This window comes from Streptomyces californicus, from assembly GCF_000717645.1.
GTDB lineage: Bacteria > Actinomycetota > Actinomycetes > Streptomycetales > Streptomycetaceae > Streptomyces > Streptomyces californicus.
Map to the genome: position 1 here is coordinate 19,704 of NZ_JNZZ01000016.1, position 17,625 is coordinate 37,328.

14 protein-coding genes and 1 pseudogene are annotated in these 17,625 nt (G+C 70.0%); 8 read left to right on the top strand and 7 right to left on the bottom strand.

The features are described from left to right. Positions 1-161: 161 nt before the first annotated feature. Positions 162-770 carry a hypothetical protein gene (locus tag IF19_RS0120540; protein WP_030121090.1) on the bottom strand — a complete coding sequence of 203 codons (609 nt, stop codon included), beginning with the start codon at positions 768-770 and terminating at the stop codon, positions 162-164. Positions 771-910: 140 nt separating this feature from the next. Here IF19_RS0120540 and IF19_RS1000000138355 point away from each other — a divergent pair, with 140 nt between their 5' ends. After that, a complete protein-coding gene (locus IF19_RS1000000138355) occupies positions 911-1,816 on the top strand; it encodes a helix-turn-helix domain-containing protein (RefSeq protein WP_234313206.1) in 906 nt (301 codons plus the stop codon). Between the two features lie 167 nt (positions 1,817-1,983). Continuing rightward, positions 1,984-2,643 (top strand): annotated as a pseudogene (locus tag IF19_RS0120545) (response regulator); the annotation flags it as partial. Positions 2,644-3,341: 698 nt separating this feature from the next. Here IF19_RS0120545 and IF19_RS0120550 read toward each other — a convergent pair. Continuing rightward, complete coding sequence (locus IF19_RS0120550) at positions 3,342-3,668, bottom strand: hypothetical protein (protein WP_234313207.1); 327 nt, start codon at positions 3,666-3,668, stop codon at positions 3,342-3,344. A 773-nt stretch (positions 3,669-4,441) separates the two neighbouring features. On the opposite strand from IF19_RS0120550, the gene IF19_RS0120555 reads away from it, so the two are divergent. Continuing rightward, entirely contained in the window at positions 4,442-7,501 is a 3,060-nt protein-coding gene (locus IF19_RS0120555; RefSeq protein ID WP_063755077.1) for an RHS repeat-associated core domain-containing protein, read from the top strand. A gap of 655 nt (positions 7,502-8,156) precedes the next feature. On the opposite strand, the gene IF19_RS1000000138360 is transcribed toward IF19_RS0120555, so the two are convergent. After that, on the bottom strand, positions 8,157-8,459 hold the full coding sequence (locus IF19_RS1000000138360; RefSeq protein WP_234315944.1) for a hypothetical protein: 303 nt from the start codon (positions 8,457-8,459) through the stop codon (positions 8,157-8,159). 21 nt (positions 8,460-8,480) lie between these two features. Here IF19_RS1000000138360 and IF19_RS1000000138365 point away from each other — a divergent pair, with 21 nt between their 5' ends. Then, positions 8,481-8,717: a hypothetical protein gene (locus IF19_RS1000000138365; RefSeq protein ID WP_234315945.1), complete on the top strand. Its 237-nt coding sequence runs from the start codon at positions 8,481-8,483 to the stop codon at positions 8,715-8,717. 818 nt (positions 8,718-9,535) lie between these two features. On the opposite strand, the gene cynR is transcribed toward IF19_RS1000000138365, so the two are convergent. After that, the gene (gene cynR / locus IF19_RS0120565; protein WP_030117046.1) at positions 9,536-10,444 is read right to left on the bottom strand and encodes a transcriptional regulator CynR; all 909 of its coding nucleotides are present in this window, start codon (positions 10,442-10,444) and stop codon (positions 9,536-9,538) included. Between the two features lie 126 nt (positions 10,445-10,570). On the opposite strand from cynR, the gene IF19_RS0120570 reads away from it, so the two are divergent. From IF19_RS0120570 to IF19_RS0120580, 3 genes are all read left to right on the top strand, one after another. After that, a complete protein-coding gene (locus tag IF19_RS0120570) occupies positions 10,571-11,149 on the top strand; it encodes a carbonic anhydrase (protein ID WP_030117045.1) in 579 nt (192 codons plus the stop codon). Positions 11,150-11,247: 98 nt separating this feature from the next. Then, complete coding sequence (gene cynS, locus IF19_RS0120575) at positions 11,248-11,718, top strand: cyanase (protein ID WP_030117044.1); 471 nt, start codon at positions 11,248-11,250, stop codon at positions 11,716-11,718. 138 nt (positions 11,719-11,856) lie between these two features. Further along, positions 11,857-12,354, top strand: a complete 498-nt coding sequence (locus IF19_RS0120580; RefSeq protein WP_030117043.1) for a nucleoside deaminase — start codon at positions 11,857-11,859, stop codon at positions 12,352-12,354. A gap of 46 nt (positions 12,355-12,400) precedes the next feature. Here IF19_RS0120580 and IF19_RS0120585 read toward each other — a convergent pair whose 3' ends face one another. The 3 genes from IF19_RS0120585 to rph form a co-directional block, all read right to left on the bottom strand. After that, the gene (locus IF19_RS0120585; RefSeq protein ID WP_030117042.1) at positions 12,401-13,039 is read right to left on the bottom strand and encodes a VOC family protein; all 639 of its coding nucleotides are present in this window, start codon (positions 13,037-13,039) and stop codon (positions 12,401-12,403) included. Between the two features lie 75 nt (positions 13,040-13,114). Further along, a complete protein-coding gene (locus tag IF19_RS0120590) occupies positions 13,115-13,558 on the bottom strand; it encodes an SRPBCC family protein (RefSeq protein ID WP_030117041.1) in 444 nt (147 codons plus the stop codon). A gap of 184 nt (positions 13,559-13,742) precedes the next feature. Continuing rightward, positions 13,743-16,373 carry a rifamycin-inactivating phosphotransferase gene (gene rph, locus IF19_RS0120595; RefSeq protein WP_030117040.1) on the bottom strand — a complete coding sequence of 877 codons (2,631 nt, stop codon included), beginning with the start codon at positions 16,371-16,373 and terminating at the stop codon, positions 13,743-13,745. Between the two features lie 561 nt (positions 16,374-16,934). On the opposite strand from rph, the gene IF19_RS0120600 reads away from it, so the two are divergent. Next, a complete protein-coding gene (locus IF19_RS0120600) occupies positions 16,935-17,552 on the top strand; it encodes a DUF5701 family protein (protein ID WP_050493856.1) in 618 nt (205 codons plus the stop codon). The last annotated feature ends 73 nt before the right edge of the window (positions 17,553-17,625 follow it).

Here is a 17,625-nt window from a genome sequence, read left to right on the forward strand (position 1 = left end):
CCGACCGGACCCGGCCGGCATCTCCACCACGACACCAGTCTCGACCAGCACCTGCGGTTCCTCATCGTCAAGGACACGGCCACCATCCAGGAGGCTCTCCTGGATGGTGGCCGGAACGGTCGCTCTTCCCGCCTGAGTCAGCTCCCCGGGGAGCCCCCGGGTCAGTGGAGCTTGTTGACGGCGGTCTTCGTTGTGGTGCGGAAGGCAGTCAGCGGGGCGTCCTTGAGGTCGCCCATCTGGCCCCAGCGAACGAGGGTGACGGTGCGGCCGTCGCGGCCGACGGAGAACAGGTGGATGTCGGAGATCCCGATCTGCGGGTCGGCGGTGTCCAGGCTGTAGACCCAGGCGCCCTCCTCGACGGCCAGCTTGCCGTGGGAGGCGCTGACGGCCTGCAGGCCCGGGTTCTGCTGCTCCAGCAGGGGACCGCAGCCGGCGAGGGCTTCGCGCAGGGTGTCGACCAGCTTCACGGCGTCGGCCTCGGTACGGGCGACGGTGGTGACCTGGACGCCGTTGGTGTCGAGCTCGGTGCTGAACTCCCGGTAGCGGGTGTTCTGCGCCGGGATCTTGTACGGGGCGCACAGGACGCCGCCGTTCTCCGGCACGCCGGTGAAGACCTGGGTGGCGGTCCACGGCGTCGAGGACGGCGGCATCTGGGAGGCGGCGAGGAAGGCGGGCTGGGCAGCGGCCTGCGCCGCCGGGGCTGTGGCGAGGGCCGCGAGGCCCAGTGCGGCAGCGGCAGCAGCGGCGAGTGCGGTGCGGAGCTTGTTCATGGTGGTGAATCCCCCGTCGGGATATTCGTTCGGTCAGTGCTCAACCAGCGTGCGGCCGGCGCCCGCCGACTGCAACGATCACGCGCCCACCAGCCGTCCCGAACCCGTTCCACCCCCACTGACGTGCAAGAACGTGAACGATGGGACGCAGGGGCAAAGGGGGTGGAATACCGAAGGACGCCGCTGTCAAGGAGTTCGCGGAGCTCGTGCGCGCGCTGAAGGCACGCGACGGGAAAAGTCACGAGGCGCTGGGCCGACGACTGAGCATCAGCGCGTCCACCCTCCACCGCTACTGCCCGGGCGCGACTGTCCCGGAGGAGTTCGCCATGGCCGACCGCCTCACCCTGCTGTGCGGGACGAACGAGGGCAGCGGTTCGCCCCCGCGGGCGCGGGGACGACGGGCCGGCCTGCTCGGAAGGCCGGCGTATCTGGTTGACGGTGCCCGGCGGCAGGGCCGCGGGGCACTTATGCGCCTCCTGATCTGCGAGTCCTGCTACGACCGTGGTTGTCCGGATTCGGATACGGGTCTGACCTCGGCGGTCCCCATGCGGCGGATGCAGAACATGGAGTGGAGGGGGCTCGCCGGCCGCGGCGCGGACCAGCGCACTTCGTGCCCCGTCTCCGTCTGCGTTTCGCCCACCGGTCCCCTTCGCTCCACGCCCGACCCGGATCTTCGGGGGACGAGCGGAACGAGTATCGCGACAGCCTCACATCCACCGCTGGATCTTTGCGAAGGGTGGCGCGAGTCCCGCCATCCACAGCCATCTGCCCGGGGAACTGCCGCTGCCTGCCCGCACAAGGGGCCACCCGGGGGGCAGCTGCATCACAAGGTGGGCGTGCCGGCGTACGTCGTGCACCGCGGAGCCGAAGTCGTGGACGGTAGCGATGCCTGTGATAGCTGCCAGCACCTGGGATGGCTTCCAAGCGCGGGCCGTCGCAGATCGCCTGTGCCGTCCACGGCTCGTCTTTGGAGATCAGCACACGCACGCTTCGAGGCTACGGGCCCGGGCCTATCGTCGGCGTATCGAAAAACGCATACGGGATGACAACATGCCGCGGTGTGGACTGCGGGGATGACCACCATCAGAACATTCGGCGACAGGCCCGAGCCGCGGGCCGCCGTGACCGATCGGCGCTCCTTGCGGCTGCCTCGTTCGCGGCGGGCCGGTCCGTCCCGATCCGGCTTCGAAGCCGGATCGGAGGTCGGGTGTTCATGACGGTCCGCGTGGTGCTGGCCGATGAGCAGGCCGTGGTGCGTGCGGGGCTCCGTGCGCTGTTCGACCTGACCGACGACCTGGTAGTGGTCGCTGAGGCTGGGGATGGGGCCCGGGCTGTGGAGGCGGTGTGTGCCACTCGTCCGGACGTGGTCTTGATGGACATCGGGATGCCGGGCGGCGGTGGCATTGAGGCGACTCGAAGGATCGTCGCCGACCAGGACCTGGACGGCGTACGGGTCGTCATCCTCACCACTCACCGTACGGACTCTTATGTCTTCGACGCTCTGCGGTACGGGGCGGCCGGCTATCTGCTGAAGGACGTCGAACCGGACGAGTTGTGCGAAGCTCTGCGCGTCGTGGCGAACGGAAACAGCCTCCTCGCGCCGACGGTGACCCGCGCGGTCCTTGCGGAGTTCGTCCGTCTGAAGACCCCGGAACTCGTGGGAGAGGACCGGCTGGTCGTACTGACCGGCCGGGAGCGCGAGGTGATGGGCCTGGTTGCGGGCGGCCTCAGCAACGACGAGATCGGCCGGGAGCTCCTGATGAGCCCCCTCACCGCCAAGACCCATGTGAGCCGGGCGATGACCAAGCTCGGTGCCCGGGACCGGGCCCAGCTGGTGGTGCTCGCGTACGAAACGGGTCTGGTCAAAGCCGGGGAGCCCCGGCGACCGGCTGGGGGCGTGCCGCCAGCGCTTGTCGGCCCTGCCGCGTACGTCTCGGGGAGTAGTTACCGACTCCCCCCGGAGGATGCCCCGATTCCCCCGCGTTCATAGGGTCGATCGGGGGCACCCCATTGTGTGTCCGCCCGGTCATGACCGGTACCGAATGCTGCGCTCGGGGAAGCCGAAAGCTGCCGGGAGGTGCGAGGAGACGTTGTGTGTCGGGTGGCACCAGAAGCCATCGGGGCAGGGAGAGAAAATCGAGAGAACCAGCTTCTCGCGCGCGGGTTCCACCTGTCCGTATTCTTGCGGTTCTGATTTTTGGCCAGTCGCCCGGGCCGCACAGTGGCGGCAGATAATGATACTTGAATCCTGCCCCCTTGATCGGTGATTCGATTTCGCCGATGCGACGGCCTACTGCTGGACCACGTTCGCGAACCGGTTCATTCCGCCGATGCCCCACAGCCGTCCGAGTAACGCTTGCTTCTGGTATGCATAACTCGCTCGGCGTGCTTATCGGCGACAGGCATATTCGATCGGCGGGTTGAAGAGGCATTTCTCTATCAGCGCGCTTCTCGCTGCGGCACCATCACCGTCGCGCAGCGCCGGGCCGGCGGCCTGTGAGGGCCGCCGGCCGTTGTGGTGGGCTGGGTCGCCGGTGCCCGCGGCGGCCGAGCCGCCCCGCCGACGGGCGGTCACTCCCCGGGTCCGCACTCCCCGCGCCAGGTCGCCTTCGTGAACGTCACGCCTTCGGCGAAGTCCAGCTTGTACTCCTCAGGGCCCGGGTTGTAGTGAACGCACTTCTCGTAGGTGTGCCCCTGGTAGGCGTAGGTCAGCTGGATGTGGTCGGCGCCGGGGTGGGCGATGCCGTTGTTGAAGATCGACTGGCCGCTGACGCTGCCGGTCCAGTTGCCCTTGGTCTTCACCATGACACGGCCGGTCTGGCCCGGACGCTCGAACACACAGAAGTATTCCTTCTCGCAGCCGACGGGGTTGGGTTCGGCGCTCGCGACGGGTGCCAAGGAAACGGCGTATGTCAGTGCGGCGGTGGCTAGCGCGGGAAAAAGGAGGAGCTTGCGCATGGGTACTCCGATCTGGGCGCCGCCACGCGGAACCCTGCCGAGGAAAGAAGAACAAGCGCGGTGCGCTCACACCTCATTGTGTAGTGGTTGCCAATGATGGAGGGACTTATTCCGCGAAGCAGAACCGGCCAATCTTCCTACTCGAGACTGAATGTCATGACTCCATACGTCGCACCGGGCGCGAGAGAGAAATGCCCCGAGAAATCTGCAAGTGGTCGTTGGCCTATTTCGCACACCTCACCCGGTTCGACACACGAAAACGACAGCGATCTCCGGCTGGCGCATGGCACCGTCACGGAGAGACCGGCGGCCGCACGGCCGCCGCGTTCAGCGCACATAACAGGGGGGAAACCATGATTCATCCACGCGTCGGGGCGCGTCTCCTGCGCTCTACCCGGCTGAGAACCGCCCGCTCCCTCACCGCGGCCTTCACCGTCCTGGCCCTCGGCGCCGCGGCTTCTCCCGCGCTCGCCGCCCCCAGCCCCGTGCCCGCCGATGCCACGCACTGGGGCGACCACGGGCGCGCCGCCATGCCGCCGGTTCGAGCCGGGACGACCCGACCACCACGTACCGCTGCCTCGACCGCTCCGACGGCTGCCGAAAGAGCCTGGCGCGACAGGGAGTCGGAGCGCCTGAGCGACGCGGGCCGGCGTCCCGCGCTGTCCCGGCCGCTCGGGCCCGCTGCAACGTTCGTACCGCGCCGGCAGGGTGAAGTGCCCTGGCACCGCGTCTTCGGGTTCCGTATAACCGATGCCCTGACCGGCCGGGTCGACTACTCCACCGGCAACCTGATGCTCGCTGCCACCGACTTCGACATCGCGGGCGTCGGGCAGAAGCTCCAACTCAACCGCACCTTCAACGCGTTCACCGCACCGACCGGCCAGCTCAGCAGCCCCTGGTGGCTGAACGGGGAGCGCGCTCTCGATGTCTCGGGCGCGAACTCGGTGCTCGACTACGACGACACCGGTGCCACGGTGGAGTTCACGCGCAACGCCGACGGCAGCTTCACCACCCCGCCCGGCTACTCCAAGGACCTGCGCAAGAACGCGGACGGCACCTACACCCTGACCGACCGCGGGTCCGGCACCGCCGACACCTACGACGCCGGTGGCCGTCTGACCAAGTCCACCGACCGCAATGGTGGTGTCCTGACCGTCACGGCACACCTGGACCCGTCGGGCGCCTCGGCGGGCTTCAAGCTGACCGAGACCCGCTCCGGCCGCTGGATCGATCTGACCCGGACCAGCGCCACCCGCTGGAGCGCCAAAGACAGCGCCGAGCGTACGGTCACCTACGAGCTGAGCGCGGAGCACGGCAACCTCGTGCGCACCACCGACACCACCGGCCAGACCACCGCCTTCGGCTACGACGGCGACGGACGGGTGGTCAAGGTGACCAGCGCCGAAGGACGCTCGACCGCCTTCACCTACGACGCCGCCGACCGGGTGACCTCCATGCGCCGCTACGCGGAGAACGGCACCGGGGGTAGCGGACCCACCTACACCTACGCCTACAGCGCCGCCACCCCCGGAGAGCAGGGGACCACCACGGTGACCGACCCGCTCGGCCACAAGACCCTCTACGAGCACAACACCGACGGCGAGATGCTGAAGGTCACCGACCCACTGGGCCACGCCCGCTCCTCGACCTACCAGAACCACCTGCTGCAGACCGCCACCGACGCCATGGGCGCCGGCAGCGGCGGGGGCGGGAACGTCACCAGCTACGGCTGGGACGACCGCAACAACCCCCAGTCGGCCCAACTGCCCACCGGAGCGAGCGCCACGGCACGCTGGCAGACGGTGGCCGGCGCCGAACGCCCCAGTACCTCCAGTGGTACCGACGGCGAGAAGACCGACTACACCTACGACACCGCCGGCAACACCAAGACCGTCGCCACCACCGGCACCGGCGGCGGCAGCCGGTCCTTCGAGTACAACGAGGCGACCCCCCGCTGCGGTGGATTCCAGGGACAGGTGTGCACCGCCAAAGACGGCAACGGCAAGAAGACCGAGTTCCGCTACGACGCCCAGGGCAACCTGGAGAGCGCCACACCGCCCGCCCCGCTGGGCCGCACCACCTACACCTACGACGCGCTCGGCCGCACCACGAGCACGACCGACGGCCGCGGCGTGAAGACCACCTACACCCACGACCGGCGCGACCGGGTGACCGCGGTGACGGCGACCGGCTCCCCGGAGGCCACGTACAGCTACGACGGAGACGGCAACCTCAGCCGCCGCACCGACCCATCCGGCACCCAGCGCTACCAGTTCGACGCCCTGAGCCGGGAGACCATCCGCACCCTCCAGGACGGCTCCCAGACCGTGCTGGCCTACACCGCCGACGGCAACGTCGAGACCTACCGCGACCCGGGCGGCACCACGGCCTACCAATGGGACGCGGCCAACCGACTGACCCAGCTCACCGGCCCCCAGGGCAAGAAGACCAGCTACGCCTACGACGACAACGACCGCCGCACCAGGACCACCTACCCCGGCGGCACCCAGCAGACCCAGGCCCTGGATGCCTCCGGCCGCCCCCAGGACGTCCGTGTGATCGACCCCTCCGGCATCATCCTGAACCACCTGTCCTACGGCTACGCCGCCCCCGGCACGGGCAAGGACGGCGGAAAGATGTACACCCGGACCGACGCCCTCACCAAGGTCCGTACCGACTACTCCTACGACGGGGCAGGACGGCTGTCGCTCGCCAAGGAGACGGACCCGCAGGGCCGCCAGACCTCGTGGCAGTACTGCTTCGACCCGGCCGGCAACCTCACCTCCCGGGGCGAGACCCCCGGCTGCCCGGGGCACACCGCCTACACCTACAACGACGCCTCCCAGCTGATCGCCCGCAACGGCATCACCACCGGATGGTCCTACGACGCGGCCGGCAACGAGACCGCGGCCAGGTCCACCGACACGGGTGCGCGCACCGCCGAGCAGTACACCGGATACGGCCAGCTGAAGTCCCTGACCAGCGGCGGTACCTCCTACCCGGCCCAGTACGCCAGCACCGACAGCAGTGAGCGGACCCGCCTGGGCGAGACCCTCTTCCACAACGGGCCCCTCGGACTGTCCGGCCAGACGACCGGCGGCAAGGACACCGAGTTCATTCGCGAACCCGGCGGCACCCTCAACTCCGTCTCCACCGGCGGCAGCAGCCGCTACTACCTCACCGACGCCCTCGGCTCGGTCATCGGCCTGATCGACGAGTCGGGCAAGCGGATCAACACCTACCTGTACACCCCCGACGGCCGGACCCGGACCGGGACCGTCGAGACACTGCCCCAGCCCTTCCGGTTCGCCGGCGGCCATCTCGACCCCACCGGCCTCTACCACCTCGGGGCCCGCTACTACGACCCCCAGACTGTCCGCTTCACCCAGCCCGATCCCTCCGGCCAGGAGGTCAACCCCTACCTCTACGCGGAAGGCGACCCCGTCAACCGCATCGACCCGGGCGGTCTCGCCTCCGTGAACGTGTCCGGTGAAGTGTGCTACTACGTCTGCGTCGGCGGAGGCGCCAACTTCAACGTCGGCTCCCGCCCGGACGCCCACCCCTACGTCTCCTTCGGCTTCGGCAATCCGGGTGCCAGCGGGGACGTCAGCTTGGGCAGCGGCAAGGCGAGCAAGGGCTGGAGCGTCCCGGCCCAGTGCTCGGCCGGCCCGTTCAGCGGCTCGGTCGACCTGCTGAGCGGCACACCATCCGCCTCGGCCGGTACGGGGATGAGCACACCAAAGTGCTCGGTCCGCGCCTCATACACCTGGTGAGCCTCCGCCCACCCCAGACCTGACCCATCGGTCCCCCAACGGCGCGGGGGACCGCGACCACACGATCCGATCGACCCCCAGGGCGGCTTCGTCGCGACGAAGCCGCCCTGCGGTCTCGATGGCGGCGACCTCGCCGAGTCAGCCCTGGTCCCTGGCCTCCTGGAAGCAGTCGACGAGGTTGGCGTGAATCTCCTGGAGGCGTGGCATCTAGGCCGGGTCCACGAGCAGTAGGGGACATCTGACACAGGCTTCTCTGAACTTGGCCACCGGGCGTCCCGTCTGCTGCGGGGACCTCGGTAGAGTCGGGCCAGTGACAGGTAACCGGGGCCGCCGGCCAAAGATCGACCAGGATCGTGGCATCGAGGACGTGACGCTACTCATCCTGGAACGGTTGGGTGAGCAGGGCGTGAATGCCATGATCAGGGTGGATGCTGAGAGGGTGGCTGACAACGCGCCGGCGTGGACATTCGCCGCCGGTGGGGGCCCTTGGAGCATGGCATGCGTGCCGATGGCAGGACTGTGCAGCAGTGCATGTCCGCCGCTCTGGCCAAGCTGCGCGAGGCAGGACTGTCGGTTCCTCTTTGATCTTCGACCGATTCTGCTGAAACCTCGCCTTGGGAACTCAGTTGTAGCGATCTGATCGCCGGAGGGCCGGTCAGGGCAGGAGCGGTCGGGTTGCAGTCCAGGTCACGAGTCGTTCCCGTACGGGGCCGGGTGCCAGGTAGCCGACCAGGCTTTCCAGATGAGCCGTCAGGTTCCTGTGCCGCCGCAGCTCGCGGATCTGCCCGGTGGGAAGGTCACGCCAGCCCTCGGCGAGAGCTGCGGCCTGCGTGGGCGTGAAGGACAGTGCGTCGAGCGTGTCGGACGCCAGCGCCTCGGGACTCCAGCCGGGGTCCGTGTCGTCGGGGCCCAGCCGGTCGATCACCCACATCCGGAGCATGAAGTCCTGCTGAGCCACGCGCGCAGGGTGCCCCTCGACGTGGTCGAGCATGCGTCGGTTCGCGAGCAGCGCCAGCTTCGCCCACTGGCGACGGGCTTCCTGGGGATGGCTGGAGTTGTAGGCCTGTCCCTGCGCGGCGACGCGTGCTGTCTCAAGTTGCTGGCCGCGGGCGTCATGGATGAACGTCTGGAGTTGGCCGAGCGTCCACGTGCTCAGATCGTGGCCTGGTTCTTCTCGATGTGCGTTGCAACTCAACGTCCCCGCTCCTGGTCGTAGGCATGCCGAGGATGATGGTGGCCTTCTGGGACTGCCTGTCGATCTGGGCGAGCTGATCTCGGCTCCGGCGAGGCTGACCGTGAGTCCTTCGACCTCGCCGGGCCAGCCCTCGCGCTCGGCCTCGGCGACGCGGGCGAGGAGGTTGTCGCGGATTTCCTCCAACCGGCCGAGCTGGGCCAGGTCCGGTCGGAGGAGTGAGCAACGAACGCAAGCGTGTTCATGGGCACAAGGGCTTGAGAAGGCGCGACCACAGGTGCCGATGGAGACCTTGCGCTTCTCGCCTCCTCCTCAAAAGCCTGGCCGGTGTTCCCGCCAAGGCTGGGCCAGTGGAGCGAACCAGACTTTCTGTCCGGTTCATTGACCTCATGCATCGCAGTGCGCACACGACCAAGAGCACGGAGGCCGGTGCCGCGCCGTCGTCTGCGGGCCGTACGTTCTTGCAAGACCGGCAATCAGGCTGCCGACGGAGCGGCGTGGGCCACCCGTGCCGACTCGTCTGAGGGAGCATGCCCGCCACGTCAACGAGGGGCACCACGACGGGGTACAAGTCCTCTCCAGCGGGGTCGGCGAGTCCGTGATGGCGCTGCTCCACGGCAAAGCCGGCCGCGGCGGCCACGATGCGATTGCGGGTCGGCAGGCCCTTGGCGGTCATCCCTCGGTTCAGCTCCATCCTCACGGACGGGTCACGCGGCCCGGGGCGCACTGCACAGCACCGCCCAGTGCCGCCCCGGTGCTCGCGGACCCGGAAGCGGGCACCTCTCGGGACCGGATGGAGCCGCCCGGTTCGCGGTCCTCCGCCCGTACGCCGAGCCGGCGGGTCACGGGGCGGGCGTGTAGCCGCGCGTGCGGACGACCTCGTGGATGAGCCGGGTGAAGGCGCGGGCCGCCGCCTTGAGGTAGGCGCCTTCCCGGTGCAGGAGAGCGACGGTGCGGGCCGGCAGGGGCGGTTCGAGGGGGACGGGGGTGAGGTGGGGGTGGTCGTGGGTGATGGCGTCCGGCAGGACGGTGGCCAGGTCGGTGCGCCGGACGATCTCGGTGAGCGCCTGGATGGAGTTGGCCTCGACCGTGATGCGCGGAACAGCCCGGTGGCGGGAGAAATAGGCGTCGATATGGCCGCGGGTGGCGAAGTCGTCGCCGAGAAGGGCAAGTTGGCGTCCGGCGAGGTCCTGTACGGGGAGCGGGGCGCCCCGGCCGGCGTCGGCCGGGGCGCCCGTGACGAGAGTGAGCGTCTCCGTGAACAGGGCGGTGGCGGCGACACCGGGGAGGTGGTGCCCGGTGAAGGCGATGCCGAGGTCGAGGTCGTCGGCGAGGAGGGCCGCTTCGATGCGGTCCTGGGGCATCTCCGTCAGGGTGAGGCCGATGCCGGGGTGCCGGGCGTGGAGCCCGGCGACGAGGGGGCCGAGCAGATAGGCGGTGAAGGTGGGGGTGGCGCCCAGCCGCAGATGACCGCGGGAGAGGTTCTGGACGTCGTGGACGGCACGTTCTCCGGCGGCGAGATCGCGCAGCGCACGCCCGGCGTGGTCGGTGTAGACGGCGCCGGCGTCGGTGAGCCGCACCCTGCGGCCGGTGCGGTCCAGCAACTGCACCCCCACGGTCCGCTCCAGCTGCTTGATCTGCTGGGAGAGCGTGGGCTGGGAGATGTGCAGTTCCTCGGCGGCCCGGGTGAAGTTCCCGTGCTCCGCCACAGCTAGCAGATAGCGCAGGTGACGCAGTTCGACAGAGGCCATGGAGCTGAGTATAGATGCGATCTATCGCAGCGATGCCAATCCGCTCTTGGACACTATAAGCACAGGTCATGCATGGTTGGTCTCACCAGCCCACCGGGGCCGGTCACCGCTTCGAAGGGAGTGACCATGCAGGACCTGACCGACGGCGTCACCCGTTTCCAGCGGGACGTCTTTCCGGCGAAGGCAGACCTCTTCGCCGCCCTGGCGACCCGGCACACACCGCACACGCTGTTCATCGGCTGCTCGGACGCCCGCGTCGTACCCGAGCTGATCACCGGCACCGAGCCGGGCGACCTGTTCGTCGTCCGCACCGCCGGGAACCTCGTGCCCGCCTACGCCCCCGAAGCCGACGGGATCGCGGCGAGCATCGAGTACGCCGTCACCGCGCTGGAGGTCCGGGACATCGTCGTCTGCGGTCACTCCGCGTGCGGCGCGATGACCGCGCTGGCCGAGAACCACGACCTCAGCGGCGCCCCGGCGGTCGCCACCTGGCTGCGGCACGCCAACGCCTCGGTGGCCCGCACGTCCGCCGCCGGTGACGTCTCCGCCCTGGTGCGGCAGAACGTGCTGGCCCAGCTGGCCAATCTGGCCACTCACCCCTCGGTCGCCAACGCGCTGGCCCGGGGAAAGACCACCCTGCACGGCTGGGTCTTCGACATCCCCACCGGCCGCGTCCAGGACCTGACCGCCCCGCAAGCGGCCTGACGCTCCCGGAACCGGCCTTCCGGCCGCCAACCCCACCCCGATCACCACTCCGCACCGCCCCCGCGGAGTGACCCCACCGAGAAAAGGACATCCCTGTCATGACGCACGCCCAGCTCGACCCGACCGCACGTGAGACCCTGGCCGCCGAGGCCGTGGAGGCCAAGATCCTCAAGGACCTCTCCTGGCAGCAGATCGCCGACGCCGCGGGCCTGTCGGTGGCCTTCACCACCGCCGCCGTCCTCGGCCAGCACCCCCTGCCGGAGACCTCCGCGAAGGCCGTGGCCGAGCTGCTCGGCCTGGGCGACGACGCGGCAATCCTGCTGCAGACCATCCCGGTTCGCGGCTCCATGCCGAACCGGATCCCGACCGACCCGACCATGTACCGCTTCTACGAGATGCTCCAGGTCTACGGCACGACCCTCAAGGCCCTGGTCCACGAGCAGTTCGGCGACGGCATCATCTCCGCGATCAACTTCCGGCTCGACGTGAAGAAGGTCGCCGACCCCGAGGGCGGCGAGCGCGCCGTCATCACGCTGGACGGCAAGTACCTCCCGACCAAGCCCTTCTGACCGACGCCGGTACGGCGTCACGCCCCGCGCGACAGCGGGGCGGGCCGGACGAACGGCCCGTCCCGCCCCGCTCCCCCACTCCGGCGAAGCCGCCCACAGGCGGCCCCGCCGTCCCCTTCGTCCCCGGAGGTTCCTCACATGGACTTCGCCCGGCGCACCATCGAACTCGCCCGTCAGAACGTCGCCGAGGGCGGCCGCCCGTTCGCGACCGTCATCGTCAAGAACGGCGAGATCCTCGCCGAGAGCCCGAACCGGGTCGCACAGACCGGTGACCCCACCGCCCACGCGGAGATCCTCGCCATCCGCGACGCCTGCACCAGGCTGGGCACCGAGCATCTGACCGGCACGACCATCTACGTACTCGCCCACCCGTGTCCGATGTGCCTGGGCTCCCTGTACTACTGCTCGCCGGACGAGGTCGTCTTCCTCACCACGCGCGAGGCATACGAGCCCCACTACGTCGACGACCGAAAGTACTTCGAACTCGCCACGTTCTACGACGAGTTCGCCAAGCCCTGGCAGGACCGGCGGATGCCGATGCGCTACGAGGAGCGGGACGAGGCCGTCGAGGTCTACCGCTTCTGGCAGGAACGCAACGGCGGCGAGCGGCGCGTCGCCGGCACCCCTGCCGCGTGAGCCGGGCACCTGCCGCGTGAGCCGCACAGCCGGGAGGTGAGACCACTCAGGCCGAGTGCTCCCAGGTGAAGCCGTCCGGGTCGGTGAAGGCACCGCCCGTTCCGCCGAGGACGATCCGGTGCGACCCGGTCCCGTCGTCCGCGACGCCGAGGTCCTTCGCCAGGGCACGGCGCTTGTACAGGGCGAGCCTGACGGCGTCGGGGCCGTCGGCGGCGAACTCGGTGTACCTGCCGCCGAAACTCCTGGCGGCGGCCAGTCCCCGGGCGGCGTAGTACTGCCGGGTGGCCTTCACGTCCTCGACTCCGAGCAGCAGGACGAACGCGTCGACCGTCCGGGTGGCGGGCCCGGTGTCCTTCTTCGCGGACGTGGCGATCTTCCAGATCGTGCCGTCCGGGGCCCGTACGACCCCGCCGTACCCCCACAGCGACTTCGCCGCGGGCTTCAGCACGTCGGCACCGGCGCCGACCGCGTCGGCGAGGAACCCGTCGACGGTGGCCGGCCCCGGAACCGTGAGCGCCAGGGTGAACCCCCGGAACCCGCCGGTGTGCGCGCCGGACGCCCGCAGACGTACGCGCGTCTCCACGCCGAGGGCGCTGTGGAAGTGGTGGGCCGCCTCGGGGTCGGCCACCTCGAGGGTGACGGAGGTGAGACTCATATGGACTGTGGTGGAAGCCGTGGTTGCCATGTCTCTCAGGCTAGGACCGGGGCGCGGGCCACGGCTTCTTTGATCCTGACCGGTCCTCGTCCGCCCCTCGGGGGCTCAGGCGTCCCGTGTTCCCCCGGACTCGGCGGTCAGTTCGGCCAGCTTCTGGAACTCGCCCAGGTCGTAGTTGGCCAGCACGGAATCGAGGTTGGTCAGGGCCCCGACGCGCTCGATGAACCCCTGGGGGTCGTACTCGATCTGCAGGGCGACGCGGCTCGTGGAGGCGTCGATCCGGTGGAACGTGACCACGCCCGCGTGGTGGACGCCCTCGACGGTCTTCCAGGCGATGCGGTTCTCCGTGACGACCTCGGTGAGTTCCGCGACGAAGTTCTTGTCGGCGCCCGGAAGCGAGAGCTGCCAGGCGAACCTCCGCTCGTCGATCGGGTCGACCCGCTGGACGTGGCTGAGGAACCTCGGCCACTGCGTGACGTCGCTCCACAGCGCCCAGGTGATGGCGACCGGGGCCTTGACATCGATGGTTTCGACGAGCGAGGAGGACATGAGCGACCGCCATTCCGTGGGGTACGTGGACAACTTCGCCCTCTCGTACCCAGCCTGCCGCCTCTCAACAGAACTCGGCCTCCCGGACGGCCCGGGGCACGCCGCCGGACGCGCGGAGCACACCGGCCCGGTGCCGCCCCTCGCGCCCGACGGCAGCCGGTGGTCCGGCCCCGGGCGGGCAGGATCAGGCCAGGATCTCCACATAACCGTCCGTGCCGTGCACGCGGACGCGCTGTCCGTCCCGGATCAGCCGGGTCGCGCCGGCCACACCCACGACGGCCGGCAGACCGTACTCCCGGGCGATGACCGCGCCGTGCGTCATCGGGCCGCCGACCTCCGCCACGAGCCCGGCGATCCCGACGAACAGCGGCGACCAGCTGGGATCGGTGAACGGGGTGACCAGGATGTCGCCCGCCTCCAGGTCGGCGTCCGCCAGGTCCAGGACGACACGGGCCCTCCCCTCCACCGTCCCGGCGGAGACGGGCAGGCCGGTCAGCGCGCCTTCCGGCACGTCGTCGCGGCGGTACGCGCCGTTCAGCGCCTCACCGTCCGAGGTGAGGACCCGCGGCGGAGTGAGCGCCCGGTGCGCACGGAACTCCTCCTTGCGCCGCTGTACGAGGCCGTCGTCCACCCGGTTTGAGCGCGCGGCCGCGTGGAACTCCTGGAACGTCAGGTGGAAGGCGTCCTCCCGCTCCGCCAGCACGCCTGCCCGTACCAGCCGGTCGGCCTCCGCCAGCAGCGCCCGTTTGTAGGCGGCGTAGCGGCAGACGATGCCGTACTTGGGGTACTCGCGATACCCGATGAACGTCCTGACGCGTTCGACCATGCGCCGGGTCTCCTCGGCCTTCCGCTCTCCGTCCGGCAGGGCCCGCAGCCGTGCCAGCACCTCCTGCTCCTTCTCCCGCGCCCTGCGGCGGCCCTCCTCGAAGCGGCGTTCGGCCGCGCCGGGTCCGAAGTTGCGGACGTTGTCGAGGATCGCGGGCACGAGTGCGGCGGGGCGCTCGCTCCAACGCGGCCGGGTGATGTCGATCTCGCCGACGCAGCGCATGCCGTACCGGTCGAGGTACGCCTCGATGGCGGTGCGCGCACCGGCACCGCCGGCGATCTTCGTGAGGTCGTCCAGGAAGTCCGCGTTCTCGCAGTGCTGGGACTCCCGCAGGAAGTCCACCACCGCCGGCCACGGGCGGACGGCGTCCGCCACGTCGAGCAGTGCCAGCCCCATCTCGGAGGTGATGTTCCCAGGGGCGGAGAGGGTCAGCGTGTCCGCCGCGTTCTTCTCCCCCAGCCACTCCAGCAGCTTCTCGTTCAGCCACCAGGTGGCGTCCATGCCCGCCATGATCGCCTGGATGCTCAGCGGATCGCCGAGCACCCGCTTGTGCTCCTCGAACGCCTCCAGCAGGAAGTCGAACAGGGCCGGGCCGCTCTTCGTCCGGATGGCGCGTTCCAGTGCGGCGACGGATGCCTCACTGCGTTCGATCAGCCCGGCGACGAGCGCCGGGTCGGTCGGGATCGGATCGGGCGGACCCATGGGGGGCGCGTCGGCACCGGACGGCGGGACGGCCGGACCCGGGTCCGGGGGCGGGGGAACGACGTCGCCGCGGTCGAGGACCGTCTCCAGGGCGTCCCTGACCAGCGGATCGCCCTTGCCCATGGCGTCCAAGGTGGCCTCGCGGGTCGCGGGCGAGGCCAGCCGCCGGGCGACATCGACGTACAGGCGTCCGCCGGCCTCGTGCATGGGAACCATCGCCGTCAGCCGCCACATCGAGTGGCCGAGGGGCTTCATGGCGTCCGTCATCATCTGGCCGTGACCCACGGAGACGTACACGTGGGGCTCGTCGTCGCCGGGGTCCCGGACGGGAATGGGGAAGAGCGTCGTGATCGGCCGGCTCTGCACGATCCGCACGTCGTCGTCGACGAGGCACCACTCGATGTCCTGCGGGCGCCCGAAATGCGCTTCGATCCGCCGCCCGACCGCCACGAGCCGCACCGCCTGCTCGTCCGTGAGCGCCGGCCGCTCCCGGAGCCGGGCGTCGACCGCCGTCGCACGGGTGCCGCCTGCCGGGAGCGGCCGGACGGCTCGCTCCTTCACCGAGATCGTCCGGGCCACGACCTCGCCGTCGCGCACGGTGAAGACGTCCGGATCGACCAGGCCCGAGACTAGGGCCTCGCCGAGCCCGAAGCCCGCGTCAATGGTGGCGTTCCTCCGGTTCCCGGTGACCGGGTCGGCGGTGAACAGGATGCCGGACGCCTGCGGGAAGACCATCCGCTGGACGACGACGGCCATGTGCACGGCGCGGTGGTCGATGCCGTTGCGACGGCGGTAGACCACGGCCCGCTCCGTGAACAGGGAGGCCCAGCACCGGCTGATGTGCCGGAGGACCGCATCCGGTCCCAGCACGTTCAGATACGTGTCCTGCTGCCCGGCGAACGAGGCGGTCGGGAGGTCCTCCGCCGTCGCGCTGGAGCGCACGGCGTACGCGTCCCGCTCGCCGAACCGGGCCAGCGCGCCGGTGATCGCGGCCGCGATGTCGTCCGGGAGGGGGATCTCCTCGATGGTGCGGCGGACGCGTGCGGTGAGGGTGCGGAGCGCTTCCCCATCGTCCAGGTCCGTGCGGGACAGCCGATCGAGTTGTTCGCCCAGCGACGGCTCCCCGGCCACGGTCCGCCGGAATACCTCCGTCGTCACGCAGAAGCCGTCCGGAACGCGTATGCCGTCGATCCGCGACAGTTCGCCCAGGTGCGCGCCCTTCCCTCCCACGGAATCGGCTTGGGTCCCGTCGATCTCCCGGAGGTCCAGCACGTACCTCCGCGTCATCGGGGCGTCTCCGGGCCCGGTTCCCCCGGCCGCATCGCGCCGGTCGACCGGTTCTCCGGCGCTCCGTTCGTCGAACCTCTTGTCGGGCATGCACTCATTCCTCGTTGTCCTGCGGGTGGCGAGCGACGATTCTGCGGGAACACGGGGGTCTTGCCGCAAGCCCCCCGGTGCGCTATAAGTTGAGAGTGGCAAGGAGTTCTCTCCTTGCCTTTTCTGTTGCCGTCGGCCTCTTCGTCGTCACGCGCCCCTCTGCCGACCGTCGCCGCGGCCCGTCGACACGATCCCCCGCCGACCCGAGCGGATCTTCGGGGCGCGCCGGGAACGGTGAGGCGGCTTCCCTCGTTCGCTCTCAGGCCCGACGACATACCTGTTGAACCGTGAATCCGGGGGATCACCGTGCACGACACCTCTTCGACCGACACCTCTTCGACCGACACCTCTTCGACCGAGGCCGAAGCCGACGTCGCCGGCGCCCGCGACCCGGCGACGGACACCACCGACGGCGCGGCCGCGCCCGGCCCGGCGTACCGGCTCCGGTCTCCCGCCGCGCAGGCGGAACGCCTGATCGAGCTCGGGGTGCACGAGATCGCGGGGATCGCCGCCGATGACGTCCGGGCCTTCGCCGAGAAGGCCGGCGCCGACGACGACGTCCTGCTCGTCGTCCATCCTGACCGCGCCCCCGCCTCCGCGCTCGCACCGCTCCTCCGGCGCGACGACAAGCCGGGCTTCGTCGTCACCGACATGCGGGACGTCGACGCGTTCGCTCCCAGCGGGATCGAACTCCCCGACTCTCCGCTCTACTTCGTCACCGGGATCGACCGCGGTGACCACATGTCCAACTGGAGCCCGGAGGAGGCGCTGCCCGCCCTGACCGAGGCGGGCCGTACGCCGTTGGTGCTCGCCGAAGGCATCCACTGGGTGCTGCAACAGCCCTCGGTGCTCGAACGGAACCGCTGCTTCATGACCATCGGGTCCCGGTTGCGCAAGGCGAACGGGGCGCTCGACGCGCGTACCCCGGCGATCTGGATCAGCAACGGCACCGGGCGGGACGGCCGCGAGCGGCGCGACGCCCCCAAGGTCGGCTGGTGCTGGTGGGGCAACCGGCACACCTGGCTGGGATTCGCCTCCACGACCGGCCGCGAGAGCCGGCAGCCCCCTGGCCCCACCGAGGTGATCTGACGCCTCCCCGACGCCCCGGAGCCCGCTCTCCGAGGCGTCTTCACGTTGCGGACGGCCCGTCAGATCTGTTTCA